A 13,713-nucleotide genomic window follows, 5' to 3' on the forward strand; every position below is an offset into this window, starting at 1 on the left:
GAGCAGGACAAAGCAATGTTACGCCCCAGGAAGCGCTGGACTTTTTCCGTAATTTAATCAAAGAAGGTAAACCGCGTCACCAAGAGGAGGAAGGCAAGGAAGGATTTACTATTGCTGCCTCCAAAATTATGGAATTGGCTACTATGCGTGCTTTGGATTGCGGTAGTGAAAATATCGGAACGGAGCATATTTTGGCAGGTATTTTGATGCTTAATGGTAGCACTGCTAAAGATGTGTTGTGCAAGCTACAGCCTAATTTAGTACCCATTGCAGAAGAATTAGTGAAGTGGATTGACCAAGGCAGCAAAAAGGATGGTGTGCCGCAATACAGTCCCCGGGCCCAAATGGTGCTGGAGCAGGCTGCGGCAGAAGCTAATTCCAACGGTTTGGACCGCGTTGGCAGCGGTCATTTGCTTTTAGGTCTTTTGGCAGCAGGCGACGGTATTGCCAATAAAGTTTTGCAAAAATTTGGTATTACTTTGGAAAAAGTTCGTGAGGTCCTTGCCACTATAGATGAAAGTAGAAAATCCGTACCGGGGCGTAAGCCGCGTAGCCAACAGCGCACTGAAAAGGCAGAAGATGTGCTTGAAGTGCTCTCTGCCTACGGTCGCAATTTGAATTTGGAGGCTAGCCACGGTACTATCGACCCTGTTATTGGCAGGGATAAGGAAGTGGAGCGTGTTATCCAAATTCTGTGCCGCCGCACGAAGAATAATCCTGTAATTATTGGCGAGGCAGGCGTAGGCAAAACTGCTGTAGCCGAAGCTTTAGCGCAAAAGATTGTGACCGGTGATGTGCCTGAATTCTTACAACGGAAAATAGTCTTTTCCTTGGAGTTGGGCATGCTGGTAGCAGGCGCCAAGTACAGAGGTGAATTTGAAGGGCGTATGAAGGAATTGTTGCAGCTGATTAAAAAGGATAAGCGGATTATTCTCTTTATTGACGAGTTGCACACTATTATTGGCGCCGGTAGTGCCGAAGGCAGTATTGATGCGGCCAATATTATCAAGCCTGCTTTGGCTCGTGGTGAGCTGCAGATTATCGGTGCTACTACTATTGATGAGTACCGCAAGCATATTGAAAAAGATGCAGCTTTAGAACGTCGCTTTCAACCTGTACTGGTAGGCGTGCCCAGCGCTTCGGAAAGCGAAAAGATGTTGCTGGGATTGCGTAAGCATTATGAAGAATTCCATAAGCTGCAGATTTCTCCTGAAGCTATCAAAGCTGCAGTGGAACTAAGCGACCGCTATATTACAGACCGCAATCTGCCTGATAAGGCAATTGACTTGATGGACGAGGCTTGCGCCCGCCTGCGTATGAAACTGTACAAACGTTGCGCGCCTGTCCGTGCACTGCAGGAAGCATTGGGCTTTGTGCAGCTGGAGAAAGAAGAAGCAGTAGAAAAGCAGGATTACGAAAAAGCAGCTACCTTGCGTGACAGTGAGAATGAGTTGCAGACGAAGCTGGCGGAGGCAGTGGCGGAAGCTGCTATGCAGGTGCCTGTTAGCGAGGAAGATGTGGCAGAAGTAGTGTCTGCTTGGACCGGGGTGCCGGTAGCACGGCTGACGGAAAGCGAAAGCCACCGTTTGCTGCAGTTGGAGCAACGTTTGCAGAAACGTGTTATTGGTCAGGATGAGGCAGTAACTGCTTTGAGTAAAGCGGTACGTCGTGCCCGCGCAGGTTTTAAAGATGCCAAACGTCCTGTGGGCTCTTTCCTCTTCCTTGGTCCTACGGGTGTGGGCAAGACGGAACTGGCTAAAGCTTTGGCGCAAGAGCTCTTTGGCGATGAAAGAGCCATGTTGCGTTTCGATATGAGCGAATACATGGAAAAGCATACTACAGCAAGACTCATTGGCGCGCCTCCCGGTTATGTTGGTTACGATGAAGGTGGGCAACTGACGGATGCAGTACGTCGTAAGCCTTATTGTGTAGTGCTTTTGGACGAAATAGAAAAAGCCCATCCCGACGTGTTCAATCTGCTATTGCAGATTATGGAGGATGGCCGATTGACCGATGGACAGGGCAGAACGGTGGACTTCCGCAACGCTGTCTTGATTATGACCAGTAACGCAGGGGCTCAACGTCTGGCGATGACGAAGCCTTTGGGTTTCGCTGCCAGCGCTACTGCGGAACTGGATAACCGTAAAGAGCAGGTTCTAGCAGAAATCAAGCACATTTTCCGCCCGGAGTTTTTAAACCGTGTGGATGAAATCCTGGTCTTCAATCCTTTGGGCAAAGCACAGTTGGAGCGTATTGCTACTAACCTACTAGCAGAGCTTAATGAGCGTATGAGCCACAGTGGCTTGAGTATTGAACTTACTCCTGCTGCTCAAGAGCTGTTACTGAAAGAAGGTAGCGACAGCAAATATGGCGCTCGTCCGTTGCGGAGGGCGCTGCGCAAGCTGGTGGAGGATCCTGTCAGTGATTTGTTCTTGGCAGGGGAGTTCTGCCGTGGCGATAAGCTTGTGGCAGAGGCAGACGCAGGTAAGCTACGTTTCCATAAGGCGGTAGAGCCTGCGGAACTGGTATTGGAACTGCCTGAGCAGCATGAACCTGCCTTAGCAGGCGCAGGGAAAGGAGAACAGCAGGACCATGGCCAAGACTAAATATCATTTTGTATGCCAAAGCTGCGGCTATACCTCTGCCAAATGGTTGGGGCGCTGTCCCGAATGCGGTGGTTGGGACACTATGGTAGAGGAGGCAGAGGTAACTGCCAAAAATACCAAGTCCTATCTGCCTGTGAACAGCGAAAAAATAAAGCCCAAGACCATTGCCAGTGTAGCCAAAGTCAAGGTGGAACGCTTGGCGACGGGCATTCGCGAATTTGACCGCGTTTTGGGCGGTGGTGTGGTTCCTGGAAGTTTGGTATTGTTAGGCGGTACGCCCGGTATCGGTAAATCTACGATTTTGTTGGACGCAGGTCTGCGCTTCGGCCAACGCGGGGTCAAGGTGCTTTACGTCAGCGGCGAAGAGAGCGAAGAACAGACCGCTATGCGTGCTGTGCGTTTGGGCGGTGCTAACGCCAGCGACAACCTGTTGATTATGACAGCCACTGACTTAGATGCAATTTTGGCGCAGGCTAATGCAGTTAAGCCCCAGCTTTTGATTATCGACAGTATCCAGACCATGTACAATCCTGAACTGCAGACTGCCGCAGGCAGTGTGGGCCAAGTGCGGGAGTGTACGGCGAAACTGTTGCAGTTTGCCAAGACTACGGGCATTGCGGTTATGGTTATCGGCCACGTTACCAAGGATGGTACCATTGCAGGGCCGCGTCTTTTGGAACACATGGTGGATGTGGTGCTGCAATTTGAAGGGGATCGTTCTTATTCCTTCCGCGTACTGCGGGCGTTGAAGAACCGTTTCGGTAGTACGGATGAAAGCGGTATTTTCTCCATGGAAGCAGGTGGCTTGGCGGAGATTGCCAACCCGGCAGGCCTGTTTTTGGAAGACCGCGATGGCGAAGCAGCAGGCAGCATGATTGGCGCCTGCATGGAAGGCAACCGCCCCATTATGGTGGAGTTCCAAGCGCTGGTTGCTAAAACTCCCTACGGTATGCCGCGGCGTACAGCAGTAGGCTTTGACTATAACCGTGTGAATATGCTGCTGGCAATTCTGGAGCGGCGCTTCGGCCTTGATTTCGGCACTTATGATGCCTATGTTAATGTAGTAGGCGGTATGCGAGTGACGGAGCCTGCGGCGGACTTGGCAGTGGCAGCAGCGCTGGTCAGCAGCTATCGCAATCGCCCTGTGCCTAAGGGGGTTCTTGTTTTTGGCGAAATCGGTCTGACTGGCGAGGTGCGCCGCGTCAGCGCGCCCGAACGCAGGATTATGGATGGCATCAACCTTGGCTTTAAGCGTTTCATAGTACCCGATAACAAATTGAGTTTAGGCAATGTGGATGCAGAAATTGTCCGCGTCAAAACTTTAGAGCAAGCGCTGAAAGCATTGTTTGGATAAATTCATAGCAATAAATAAAACAGCTTAGCCACTTTGTTATGGGCTAGGCTGTTTTTGTGTCATAAGATAATTGGTACACCTTTGGAACTTTGTGCTATAATTTATCTAGTAAAAGGTATGGTGAATTTGTTATGCGGAAGTCTTTAACTTTAATTTTAAGTTTATTATGCATTGTTTTTTGTAATATTAGTGCTGTAGCTCATGCTCGTGTGGTTTTGGGTGATGAGCGTTTGAATGAAGGTTTTGTGCAAGCAATGCTACAGAACCAACGCTTGGGGTTATTTACCAATCAAACTGGGGTAGACAGTAAGCTACGTTCTTCTGTAGATTTGTTGCGCCAACGCTTTGATTTGCAGGCTATCTACGTGCCTGAACATGGACTTTTTGGCGCTGTGGCTGCAGGGGAAAAGTTTGACAGCAATACCTATAAAAATCTCCCTGTGTACAGCTTGTATGGCGATAGCAGGCGCCCTTCTAAGGAGATGCTTGCCAAGATAGATACTATGGTGGTGGATATTCAGGATGTAGGTGTGCGCCATTACACATATTTTTCTTCACTGGCATATATTATGGAAGAATGTGCCAAATTTAATAAAAAGGTGGTTATTCTCGACCGTCCTAATCCTTTGGGTGGCAAGATGGAAGGGCCTGTGCTGAAACCGGAAAACGCTACTTTTATTGGCTTGTATCCTATGCCTTTACGCCATGGGCTGACCATTGGCGAGTTTGCCCGCTATATTAACCAAGAGCAGGGGATAAACTGTCAATTAGAGGTAGTGCCCATGAAACGTTATCGTCGCAGCCAACTGTGGCAGGCTACCAAGCTGCCATGGGTGCAGACTTCACCCTTGATTCCTACTCAGAAAACAGCGTTTCTCTATGCAGTAACAGGTGTCATTGGTGATAGCAATCTGTCCGTAGGCGTGGGTACGGCAAAGCCGTTTTTCTATGTAGGTGCACCTTTTGCAGATGCGCTAGAGGTGCAGCAAGCGTTGCAGGCCTTGCAGATTCCCAATGTTGAATTTAGAGCGCTGGCTTTTACACCTCGCTATGGTGCCTATAAGGATGAATTGGTGCAGGGCGTGGAAATCTATTTGCAGGATGCACGGCATACTAATTTGGTGGAACTGCAGTATCGTATTTTTAATGTTTTCCGCAAACTTTACGGGGATCAGGTGCAGTTCCCGGAGCGAGGTTATGGTGCCAAGGGCTACAAAATTGATATTGCTTTAGGCGAGGACAGCTTACGTCAAGATGCAGAGGAACCAGCTACTTTTCTGCGTTGGCAGAAAGAATGTAGCGCTTTTGCGTTAGCAGTGCGTCCTTATCTGCTCTACGAATAGTTAAAGCCGTCATAATCTCTAGCAGGAATGTAGAGATTATTGGAGAATAAAAGAATATATGTAATTTGTAAAGGAGCTGACTACTATGAATGAAATTATTAAAGGTATTTTAGAGCGCCGCAGCGTGCGCAAATATAAACCTGATATGGTTCCGCGCGAGCTGATTGACCAAATCGTAGAAGCAGGCACTTACGCTGCCAGCGGTAAGGGCAAGCAGTCCCCTATTATTGTGGCTGTAACTGATAAGGCAACCCGTGATCGCTTGGCAGAAATGAATCGTGAAATTATGGGCGTGAAGAGCGATACTTTTTATGGTGCTCCTGTAGTTTTGATTGTTTTAGCAGAGAAGGACAGTCCCCATCGTGTTTATGATGGCAGCCTTGTTATGGGCAATCTGATGTTGGCAGCTCATGCTTTGGGCTTGGGCAGCTGCTGGATTCACCGCGCTCGTCAAGAATTTGAGACGGAAGAAGGCAAGGAGATGCTCAAAAAGTGGGGCATTGAGGGCGAATATGAAGGCATTGGTCACTGCATTTTAGGCTATCCTGATGGACCGGAGCCTAAAGCTCATCCCCGCAAACCTAATTATGTGTACTATGTAGAATAAGAAAAGGTAAAAATAAAGTGCTACGCTTGAGATAAAGCTGGAAATGACAATGTATGTCACAGCTTCTTTTGCGTAGTACTTTTCGTTTAACTTTATTCTAATTTGGAACGCCAACTCTCAACGGCTTCCAAAAGTTTGGTGTCATTTTCAGGGACGTAGTAGGGGTTTTTATAAAGGTCTGCATTTTGGTAGCCTGCTTTGGGAAGAATGGTGATGGCTAGGCTGTCGAGAATATCCATATCGTCATAGGTTTCAGTATCCATGTGAATACAATAGTAAAGGTAGCCAAGAAATTGATAGGGATTGTTAGGGAGCAACCCTTCTGCCCCACCGTAGCACCAAAAGAGATGAGCAAAGTTGATGGCTTCTTCCGGAGTCTGGCAATTGTTTAACAGGTATCTATACCAGCTTTTAAAGGTTGCCTCCCAGCCATAGGCAGCAATTTGCTCTTTAGCAGTCTGCTGCAAGGCTTCGTCCTGCTCTTCCGTTGTCTCTTCTGCGTAGTCACGATTGAAAAGATAGTTAGTGGTTATCTGAAGCTTTTCTTCGTCCATGGTATCCTCCTCTTATGGATTGTACTAACTTGCGATTCTGTAGTTACTGCTGCTTTTTCTACTACTATTATACTCTGTTTAGCTTGAAAATTTAGATAAATTTTTGTGACAAATACAGTTTGCAAAGTATTCACTGCTTGTCGTAAAGGAAAAATCTTTCTCCTCGTCGAATAATAATAATTAACAGAGTTTACTGTATTTTGCAAGAAAGAGCGTGATTCCATGGGCAAAAGAGTAGTGATTATTGGTGGCGTGGCAACGGGTATGAAAACGGCATCCCGTTTGCGCAGACGCGACAGTGAAGCGGAGATTATTGTTTTAGAGCGTGGACCGGAATTAAGTTATGGTGCTTGCGGCTTTCCTTATTTTATTGGGGGCGAAGTAAAGGGCTTTAACAGCTTTGACCACACGCCCCAAGGCGTTAAACGTGATGCGGATTATTTTCGCAAAGTCAAGGGCATTGATGCCCGCATTGGCTGCAACGTGACTGCTATTGACCGTCCTGCCAAAACTGTTACCTACGTAGAAGCAGGTGAAGTAAAGCAGCTGCCTTACGATGTCTTGGTGCTGGGCACAGGCGCTACTCCTGTACGCTTGCCTTTGCCTAATGCAGATGCAGAAGGCGTTCACAGCTTTTGGTTTCCGTGGGATGTGCATGCGGTAGATGCAGCGGTTCGTGAACGTGGGGTAACAGATGTAGTAGTTATTGGCGCAGGCTTTATCGGTATGGAGTTGGCGGAGGCTTTCGTTCATCGAGGCCTTAATACCAGCGTTGTGGAGATGCAGGATCGGGTTCTGCCGCAAATGCTGGATAAAGAAATGGCAGACTTAGTGAAAAAGTCCCTGCCTAAAGAAAACTTTAACCTTTACTTAGAAGAAAAAACTGTAGCCTTTACTGCGGAAAATGGCGTTGTGACCGGTGTACAGACGGATAAGCGCCTTATTCCTGCTCAATTGGTAATTGTGGCAGTGGGTGTGCGGCCCAATGTGGAGCTTGCTAAAGCTGCAGGCTTGGAAATTGGCCCTACAGGCTGCATTGCTGTTAATGAATATTTGCAGACCAGCGATCCCTGCATTTACGCAGGTGGTGATTGTGCGGAAAATACCCATCGCATTAGTGATGCGAAAGTTTTTACCCCTATGGGTTCCACTGCTAATAAGCATGGTCGCGTGATTGCCGATAATATTTGTGGTGATGCTATTAAATATCCCGGTGTGCTGGGTACGGGCGTGTGCCGCATTTTTTCTACGAACGCAGGCGCAACAGGTCTTAATGAACGTACGGCAGCTGCTGCAGGTATCAAATTTAAGAGCGTAGTAGTCCCCGGTTTCGACCGTTTGGGCTATATGCCGGGAGCAGGGCGCTTGGTAGTAAAATTGTTGGCGGAAGAAGGCACGGAACGTGTTCTTGGGGCGCAGGCAGTGGGTGCTAATGCGGATAAGCGCATCGATACTTTGGTAGCAGCAATGTCCTTGGGGGCAACACTGGAAGATTTGTCCAATTTTGATATTGCTTATGCTCCTCCTTTCAATGGTCCTATTGATAACCTTGCTACGGCAGCCAATGTGCTGCATAACAAGCTGACAGGGCAGATGCAGGGCATCAACCCCAAAGATTTTGAAGCAGAGCGTGCTAAGGGCGGTTATCTCTTTGTGGATGTGCGCACTCCTGCCGAAGTGGCAGCCAACAGTATTGCAGGTATACCTGAACGTATTAATGTACCTTTAGACGAAATTCGCCAAGTTGGCGAGTTATGTCCTAAAGATAAAAAGATTATTACTTCCTGCCAAATTGATTTGCGTGGCTATGAGGCGGAAGTTATGCTGCGGGCTAAAGGCTACACCAATGTCCACAGCCTAGAGGGCGGTATGAGCGGTTGGCCTTACGCGACAGAACGTGATAAAAAATAAATTTTAGAGGAGGAAGAATCATGAGTGAATTCAGCGAAAAAATGGGTATGGCGGCAGGCAATGCTTTCAAAAGCGGGTTTAACTGCAGTGAAGCTATTGTAGAAGCTTTCCGCAAGGAAGCAGGCGTTCCTATTGATGATGCAGCTTTCCGTATGTGCAGCGGCTTTGGCGGCGGTATCGGCCACGCCCGCGATTTGTGTGGAGCTATGGCAGGCTGCACCATGGTCATCAGCGTGCTGGCTGGCCGCGTTACTCCGGAAGAAAAATCCTTGAAGGAAATCTATCCTTATGCCTTGGAATTCCATGAACTGTTCAAAAAAGAGTTTGGCAGCTGCAAATGTGGTGATTTGATGGAGTACGAATTTAACACTCGTGAGCATCTGAAAAAATGCATCAAATTAGTTAATAATGTGGCACAACTATTGGCTACGTACTTGGTAGAAAAAGGTCTCTTGAAAGCGTAAAGTTTTTTACAAGAATGACGTATGCACAGGCAGAAAAGTGTGAGAAATGCTTTTTTGCTTGTGCATTTTTGTTAAAAGTGCTAAAATTACTCTTATAGACAAATACAAAATCACTGAAATGAGGGTGTTTAATTATGAAATTTGCTACTCGTATGGAGCGCATGCAAGCCTCCGAAATTCGTGAACTGTTAAAATTAACTGCTCAACCGGACATAATTTCTTTTGCCGGTGGTCTGCCTGCTCCGGAACTGTTCCCTGTTGAAGAAATCGCTAAGGTTTCTCATGATCTGGTGCTGAAAGAAGGCCGTCAACTGCTGCAATATGCAACTACCGAAGGTCGTCCGTCCCTGCGCGCTAAAATCGCTAAACGTATGGCTGATAAATACCACACCAATGTTGACCCCGACGATATCCTGATTACCACCGGTTCTCAACAATGCTTGGATTTTGCAGGCAAACTGTTCCTGGATCCCGGTGACGTTGTCCTCTGCGAAAGCCCCTCTTATTTGGGCGCTTTGAACGCATTCAACGCTTACCAACCGAAATTTGTAGAAGTTCCTACCGATAACGGCGGCTTGATTCCTGAAGAACTGGATAAGATTCTGGAAACCACTCCTAATTGCAAATTTATCTATGTAATTCCTGACTTCCAAAACCCCACTGGCCGTACTTGGTCTTTGGAACGCCGTAAAAAATTCATGGAAGTTGTTAACAAACATAACCTGCCCGTACTGGAAGACAACCCCTACGGTGAACTGCGTTATGAAGGCGAAATTCTTCCTTCCCTGAAGTCCATGGATACTAAAGGCTTGGTTATGTTCCTGGGTACTTTCTCCAAGATTTTCTGCCCGGGCCTGCGTCTTGGCTGGGTTGCTGCTGAACATAGCCTGCTGACCGAATTCGTTAAGATTAAACAAAGTGCCGATCTGCACACTTCCAACTTTGACCAAGGCGTTGCTGACGCTTATATGGAAGCTTATGATTTGGACGAACATGTTAGAGAAATCGTTGCTTTGTACAAACATCGTCGCGATCTGATTCTGGAATCCATGGAAAAATATTTCCCCGCTGGTACTGAATGGACCCATCCCGAAGGTGGTCTGTTCCTGTGGCTGACCTTCCCTGAAGGCGTAAGCGCTCGCAAAGTATTCAACAAATGCATTGAGATGAAAGTTGCCGGCGTAATCGGTGATGCTTTCTATCCTAACGGTAAAACCGACCGCAGCATGCGTATCAACTACTCCAATATGCCCGATGACCGTATCGTTGAAGGTATTCAACGTATGGCTAAGGCTATCAAGGAATGCATGTAACTCCTTGTATAAAAGCATAGGAATACAAAAAATAAAGCCCTCGCAGTGCGAGGGCTTTTCTGTCGTTATAGCTTATTTTGCTTCTTCTTTTTTTACTCTGTTAAAGAGGATGTAGATAACTTCTGCTGCTTCGTCAGGAAATTTCAGCAGAATATCATCTTTACCGGGGCGGTGGAAAGTAACGATGTTGATACCGTCGAACTCAGCACAGGAAAGATCCTGCAGCTTGGTACCGAAAGCGTTCTTTTCACTGAAATACAAGATACGTTGGTTGGTGAGGAAGAAGTGCCCCAGTTCCAAGAGGACGGTAGCTTCTTCTTTAATTTTGGGATGTTCCAGTTTTTCGCCTTTGAAGTTAACGGTTTCGTCAATTTCAAATTTACGGGTCAATTCAAAGAGATTGTCTTCGCGTTCAATAACTTTGTGTTGGCACAGACCGCAGTTGACGTAAGCGCGGCAAACTTCGCCTTTTTCCAAGGGCAGATCGGTTTCTACAACATGAAGTTCTTGATTTTCTGCAGCCCACAAATCGCGGTACTTGTGCAGAGCATTGACAATGTTATTCTTAAATTCGTAGGGAATGTCCAAAGTTGCGCAGTCAGCGCGGAAAGCAGCTTCTTGGTCGGGGCTGTAGCGTGCTTCCTTAACGATGTCTTCAAACAGCAGGTTGAAGTGGGCCTGGAAGACTTGCTTGCGGATGGACAGACCGTCCTCGTAATCGTAACCGAACAAGTCGTTGATCGCATGAATATCCAGTTTTTCTTCTTTCGTCAGCAGGTTGCGGCAGCGGATGAAGTAAGCTGCGGTTTTAGCACCTTTATCAGCCAGTTTTACTAAATGGGGAGGCAGTTCCAACAGCTCTGCTAAATGAGCGGTTTGGGCAAAAAGGGGGTCATCCTTGGTTTGTGCTTCTGTGAAGACAACATCTGCCAATTTACGGTACAAGCCACTGCGTTGCTGCATATTTTCTTCGCTGAACTTTACGCCCCATTGTTTCAAGGCGCTATGTACTTGGTCTGCTGTAATGGTGGTTGCATCACTGGCTTCCGCCAAGAGATTGTTCAAGGCTTTCCAACCGTTTTCTGCCGGTTTAGAGCCAAACATTTTAGAGAAAAAACCACATTGTTCTAATTCTTGTAATTCAAAAGGCTTCAAAACGCTCTACTCCTTAAAATCGAAATTAAAAAAGTAACTTATTTAATATTATACTGTAAAAAGCTTGTGAAATAAAGAGGAAAACGTAAAATGTCTCGCTTGATACATAGTAAGTTTCTAAGCGTAATATAGTGAAGCTATGCTTTCAAAAATGGTACCGGAAACTATATCCTGTGGTATAATAGAGGTAAATTATAAAGGGAGTCAGTAAATATTATGGATAAACGTAAGCAGTATTGGAAAAGGAATTTACCCGTCCTATGGGTGGGTGTGTTTTTGTGTTGCGCCAGCTATACTAGCTGTATTCCCTTCCTGCCCGTGTATTTATTGCGGGACTTGGGCGTAGAGCAGAGCGATGTAAACTTTTGGTCCGGCGTTACCTTTGCTATTACTTTTTTAGGCAGTACCATTATGGCGCCTTTTTGGGGCGCTATGGCAGACCATGTGGGGCAGAGGCGGATGGCTATCAGGGCAGGCTTCGGCTTGGCGCTGACCTATTTTCTAACAGGTGCTTGCCAAGACGTGTACCAACTTTTAGGTGTGCGTACTTTGTGCGGCGTGGTAGCTGGTTTTGTGCCTGCCTGTATGTCCATGGCTTCTTCTTCCTTGCCGGAGGAACGGATGGGCTGGGGCATGGGCTTGATGCAGACTGCAGTTGCCAGTGGCAGCATTATGGGCCCGTTGCTGGGTGGCTATATGGCTAGCTGGTTTGGTATGCGCACCAGTTTCTATGTGGGCAGTGTGGCTTTGTTTGCGGCTACAGTGGCAGTTATGACTATCGTGAAGGATTTGACCGTTATTCAAAAGGGTAGCAACAGCGCCTTAGATTTGCTCAAGGATTTGCGTTCTTCCCTAAAAAATCGTGAATTGGTCTTTATTATGGCTATGTTCTTCGCTGTGCAGTCCTGTGTAATGATTATCCAGCCTTTGATTACCATGTATGTGGGCGAACTTATAGGGGCTATGGGTGATGACGCCATTAAGATGAGCGGCGTAATTTTCTCTTTGGCAGGTGTGGCTGGCATTATTGCTGCGCCTTTCTGGGGCAAACGGGGACAGCATTTCGGTTATATGCAGATTTTTGCTCTAGTAACCTTTGCAGCAGGCTTTGTGAATTTGTTCCAAATCTTTATTGCAGATGTTATGCAGTTCGCCGTTATCCAATTCATTTATGGTTTATTCCTGGCGGGGGCAGTGCCCAACATCAATGCTAATTTGACAGTTGTTACTGATAAGAATACTCGCGGTAAAGCTTTCGGTCTCGTTACTAGCGCGCAGCAGTTTGGCGGCGTAGTGGGGCCCTTAGCAGGTGGTTTTCTTGGCGGTGTGCTGAGCACGCGTTATGTATTGGTCGCCGAAGGATGTATCCTGATGGTGATGGGACTTTATACATATTTAACGAGAGTGCGGAAATGAAAAGAGACTGGTCGAAACAAGTCATAGTTACCATATCCCTAGACGAATCATTGCGATTTTAGCTCATGAGTGCTTAGAATCACCGAAGTGAAGCGTACCCGATAAAATCTTGTTTTTCGAACAAGATTGGCCGCGAATCTTCGGTGTGATTCTGCACGAAATGAGCGTTAAGAAATCGCGCGTGAGTCGGGATATGGTAACATGACTATATAAGAACCGGTCTCTTTTTATGTTAATTTTTCGGTTTAGCCGTAACCCACTGGCGTTTTTGGTCTGCCTTGGGGAAAAGCTGGTGGTCGAACCACATATAGAAGAAACGCTCGGCACTGACTACATTGTAGCCATCCTGTAAGTGGTCGCTGGTGTCGAAGGGGTCCGCCATAAGCAGTACATCGTCCCCTTGGTGTTCCGTGCCCATGGAGTCGTAGCCGATGATGACGCGCCAATGGCCGCCCCAATCAACGTTTTCCACAATAATGGGCGTGTTGTCCTGCAGATTTTTTTTGACAAAGTTAATAAAGTCCGGGTATTCATCCGGAGTCTTGTCGCTGGCGGAAGAATGGACCTGCCAGCCTATTTTTTTGAAATAAGCTTCCATGCCTTTGACGTTGGTGCCATTGGTAGTGCTGGTGGACATAAGCTTGCACACTTCCATCTCGCTGTGCAAGGTCTTGCCCAAGAAATGCTGTACCACAGTGTTAGCGGCAGCAGGACCGCAGCTGTAACCGGTAATCTGCTGGCTTGTCTTGTAATGGGAAAGTACAATCAGGTGATCGTTAGACTGCATATTATAAATGTCCGGCTGAGCGAAGTAGGGAGAGCCTTTTATATCGTGCTTGCCTACAAATTTAGCAGCACCGCCGATTTCAGCAGTAGTGTCGCCGCTAGCAGTAACGCTGTGCTGGTTAAACAAGAAAAATGCACCTGCGGCAATAACGATGCCGCACAGAGCGCCTGCAATAGCTGTTTTTAAGTTCATGGTTCTATTCT

General features: G+C 47.1%; 11 protein-coding genes. 8 read left to right on the forward strand and 3 right to left on the reverse strand.

Features of this window, described 5'->3' with window-relative positions:
* The first annotated feature begins 128 nt into the window (after nt 1–128).
* The 4 genes from ACJMM4_RS00625 (at nt 129) to ACJMM4_RS00640 (ending at nt 5,910) form a co-directional block, all read left to right on the forward strand.
* The gene (locus ACJMM4_RS00625) at nt 129–2,606 is read left to right on the forward strand and encodes an ATP-dependent Clp protease ATP-binding subunit (RefSeq protein WP_405382578.1); all 2,478 of its coding nucleotides are present in this window, start codon (nt 129–131) and stop codon (nt 2,604–2,606) included.
* The gene (gene radA / locus ACJMM4_RS00630; RefSeq protein ID WP_405378331.1) at nt 2,593–3,960 is read left to right on the forward strand and encodes a DNA repair protein RadA; all 1,368 of its coding nucleotides are present in this window, start codon (nt 2,593–2,595) and stop codon (nt 3,958–3,960) included. The genes ACJMM4_RS00625 and radA overlap by 14 nt, the downstream gene beginning before the upstream one ends.
* A gap of 131 nt (nt 3,961–4,091) precedes the next feature.
* Nucleotides 4,092–5,303, forward strand: coding sequence for an exo-beta-N-acetylmuramidase NamZ domain-containing protein (locus ACJMM4_RS00635; protein WP_405382526.1), 1,212 nt, complete (start codon nt 4,092–4,094; stop codon nt 5,301–5,303).
* Between the two features lie 85 nt (nt 5,304–5,388).
* The gene (locus ACJMM4_RS00640; protein ID WP_405379835.1) at nt 5,389–5,910 is read left to right on the forward strand and encodes a nitroreductase; all 522 of its coding nucleotides are present in this window, start codon (nt 5,389–5,391) and stop codon (nt 5,908–5,910) included.
* Between the two features lie 92 nt (nt 5,911–6,002).
* On the opposite strand, the gene ACJMM4_RS00645 is transcribed toward ACJMM4_RS00640, so the two are convergent.
* Nucleotides 6,003–6,464: a hypothetical protein gene (locus tag ACJMM4_RS00645; protein ID WP_405379837.1), complete on the reverse strand. Its 462-nt coding sequence runs from the start codon at nt 6,462–6,464 to the stop codon at nt 6,003–6,005.
* A gap of 222 nt (nt 6,465–6,686) precedes the next feature.
* Between ACJMM4_RS00645 and ACJMM4_RS00650 the strand changes: the two genes are divergently transcribed.
* From ACJMM4_RS00650 to ACJMM4_RS00660, 3 genes are all read left to right on the forward strand, one after another.
* The gene (locus ACJMM4_RS00650; protein ID WP_405382528.1) at nt 6,687–8,375 is read left to right on the forward strand and encodes an FAD-dependent oxidoreductase; all 1,689 of its coding nucleotides are present in this window, start codon (nt 6,687–6,689) and stop codon (nt 8,373–8,375) included.
* Between the two features lie 20 nt (nt 8,376–8,395).
* A complete protein-coding gene (locus tag ACJMM4_RS00655) occupies nt 8,396–8,839 on the forward strand; it encodes a C-GCAxxG-C-C family protein (RefSeq protein ID WP_405379841.1) in 444 nt (147 codons plus the stop codon).
* Nucleotides 8,840–8,973: 134 nt separating this feature from the next.
* Nucleotides 8,974–10,152 carry a PLP-dependent aminotransferase family protein gene (locus tag ACJMM4_RS00660; RefSeq protein WP_405379843.1) on the forward strand — a complete coding sequence of 393 codons (1,179 nt, stop codon included), beginning with the start codon at nt 8,974–8,976 and terminating at the stop codon, nt 10,150–10,152.
* A 72-nt stretch (nt 10,153–10,224) separates the two neighbouring features.
* Here ACJMM4_RS00660 and ACJMM4_RS00665 read toward each other — a convergent pair whose 3' ends face one another.
* Nucleotides 10,225–11,307: a hypothetical protein gene (locus tag ACJMM4_RS00665; protein WP_405379845.1), complete on the reverse strand. Its 1,083-nt coding sequence runs from the start codon at nt 11,305–11,307 to the stop codon at nt 10,225–10,227.
* Between the two features lie 216 nt (nt 11,308–11,523).
* Here ACJMM4_RS00665 and ACJMM4_RS00670 point away from each other — a divergent pair, with 216 nt between their 5' ends.
* The gene (locus ACJMM4_RS00670) at nt 11,524–12,723 is read left to right on the forward strand and encodes an MFS transporter (RefSeq protein ID WP_405382530.1); all 1,200 of its coding nucleotides are present in this window, start codon (nt 11,524–11,526) and stop codon (nt 12,721–12,723) included.
* 232 nt (nt 12,724–12,955) lie between these two features.
* Here ACJMM4_RS00670 and ACJMM4_RS00675 read toward each other — a convergent pair whose 3' ends face one another.
* Entirely contained in the window at nt 12,956–13,702 is a 747-nt protein-coding gene (locus ACJMM4_RS00675; RefSeq protein ID WP_405379849.1) for a C39 family peptidase, read from the reverse strand.
* Between the last annotated feature and the right edge of the window lie 11 nt (nt 13,703–13,713).

Source organism: Phascolarctobacterium sp., assembly GCF_045124115.1.
Taxonomy (GTDB): Bacteria; Bacillota; Negativicutes; order Acidaminococcales; family Acidaminococcaceae; genus Phascolarctobacterium_A.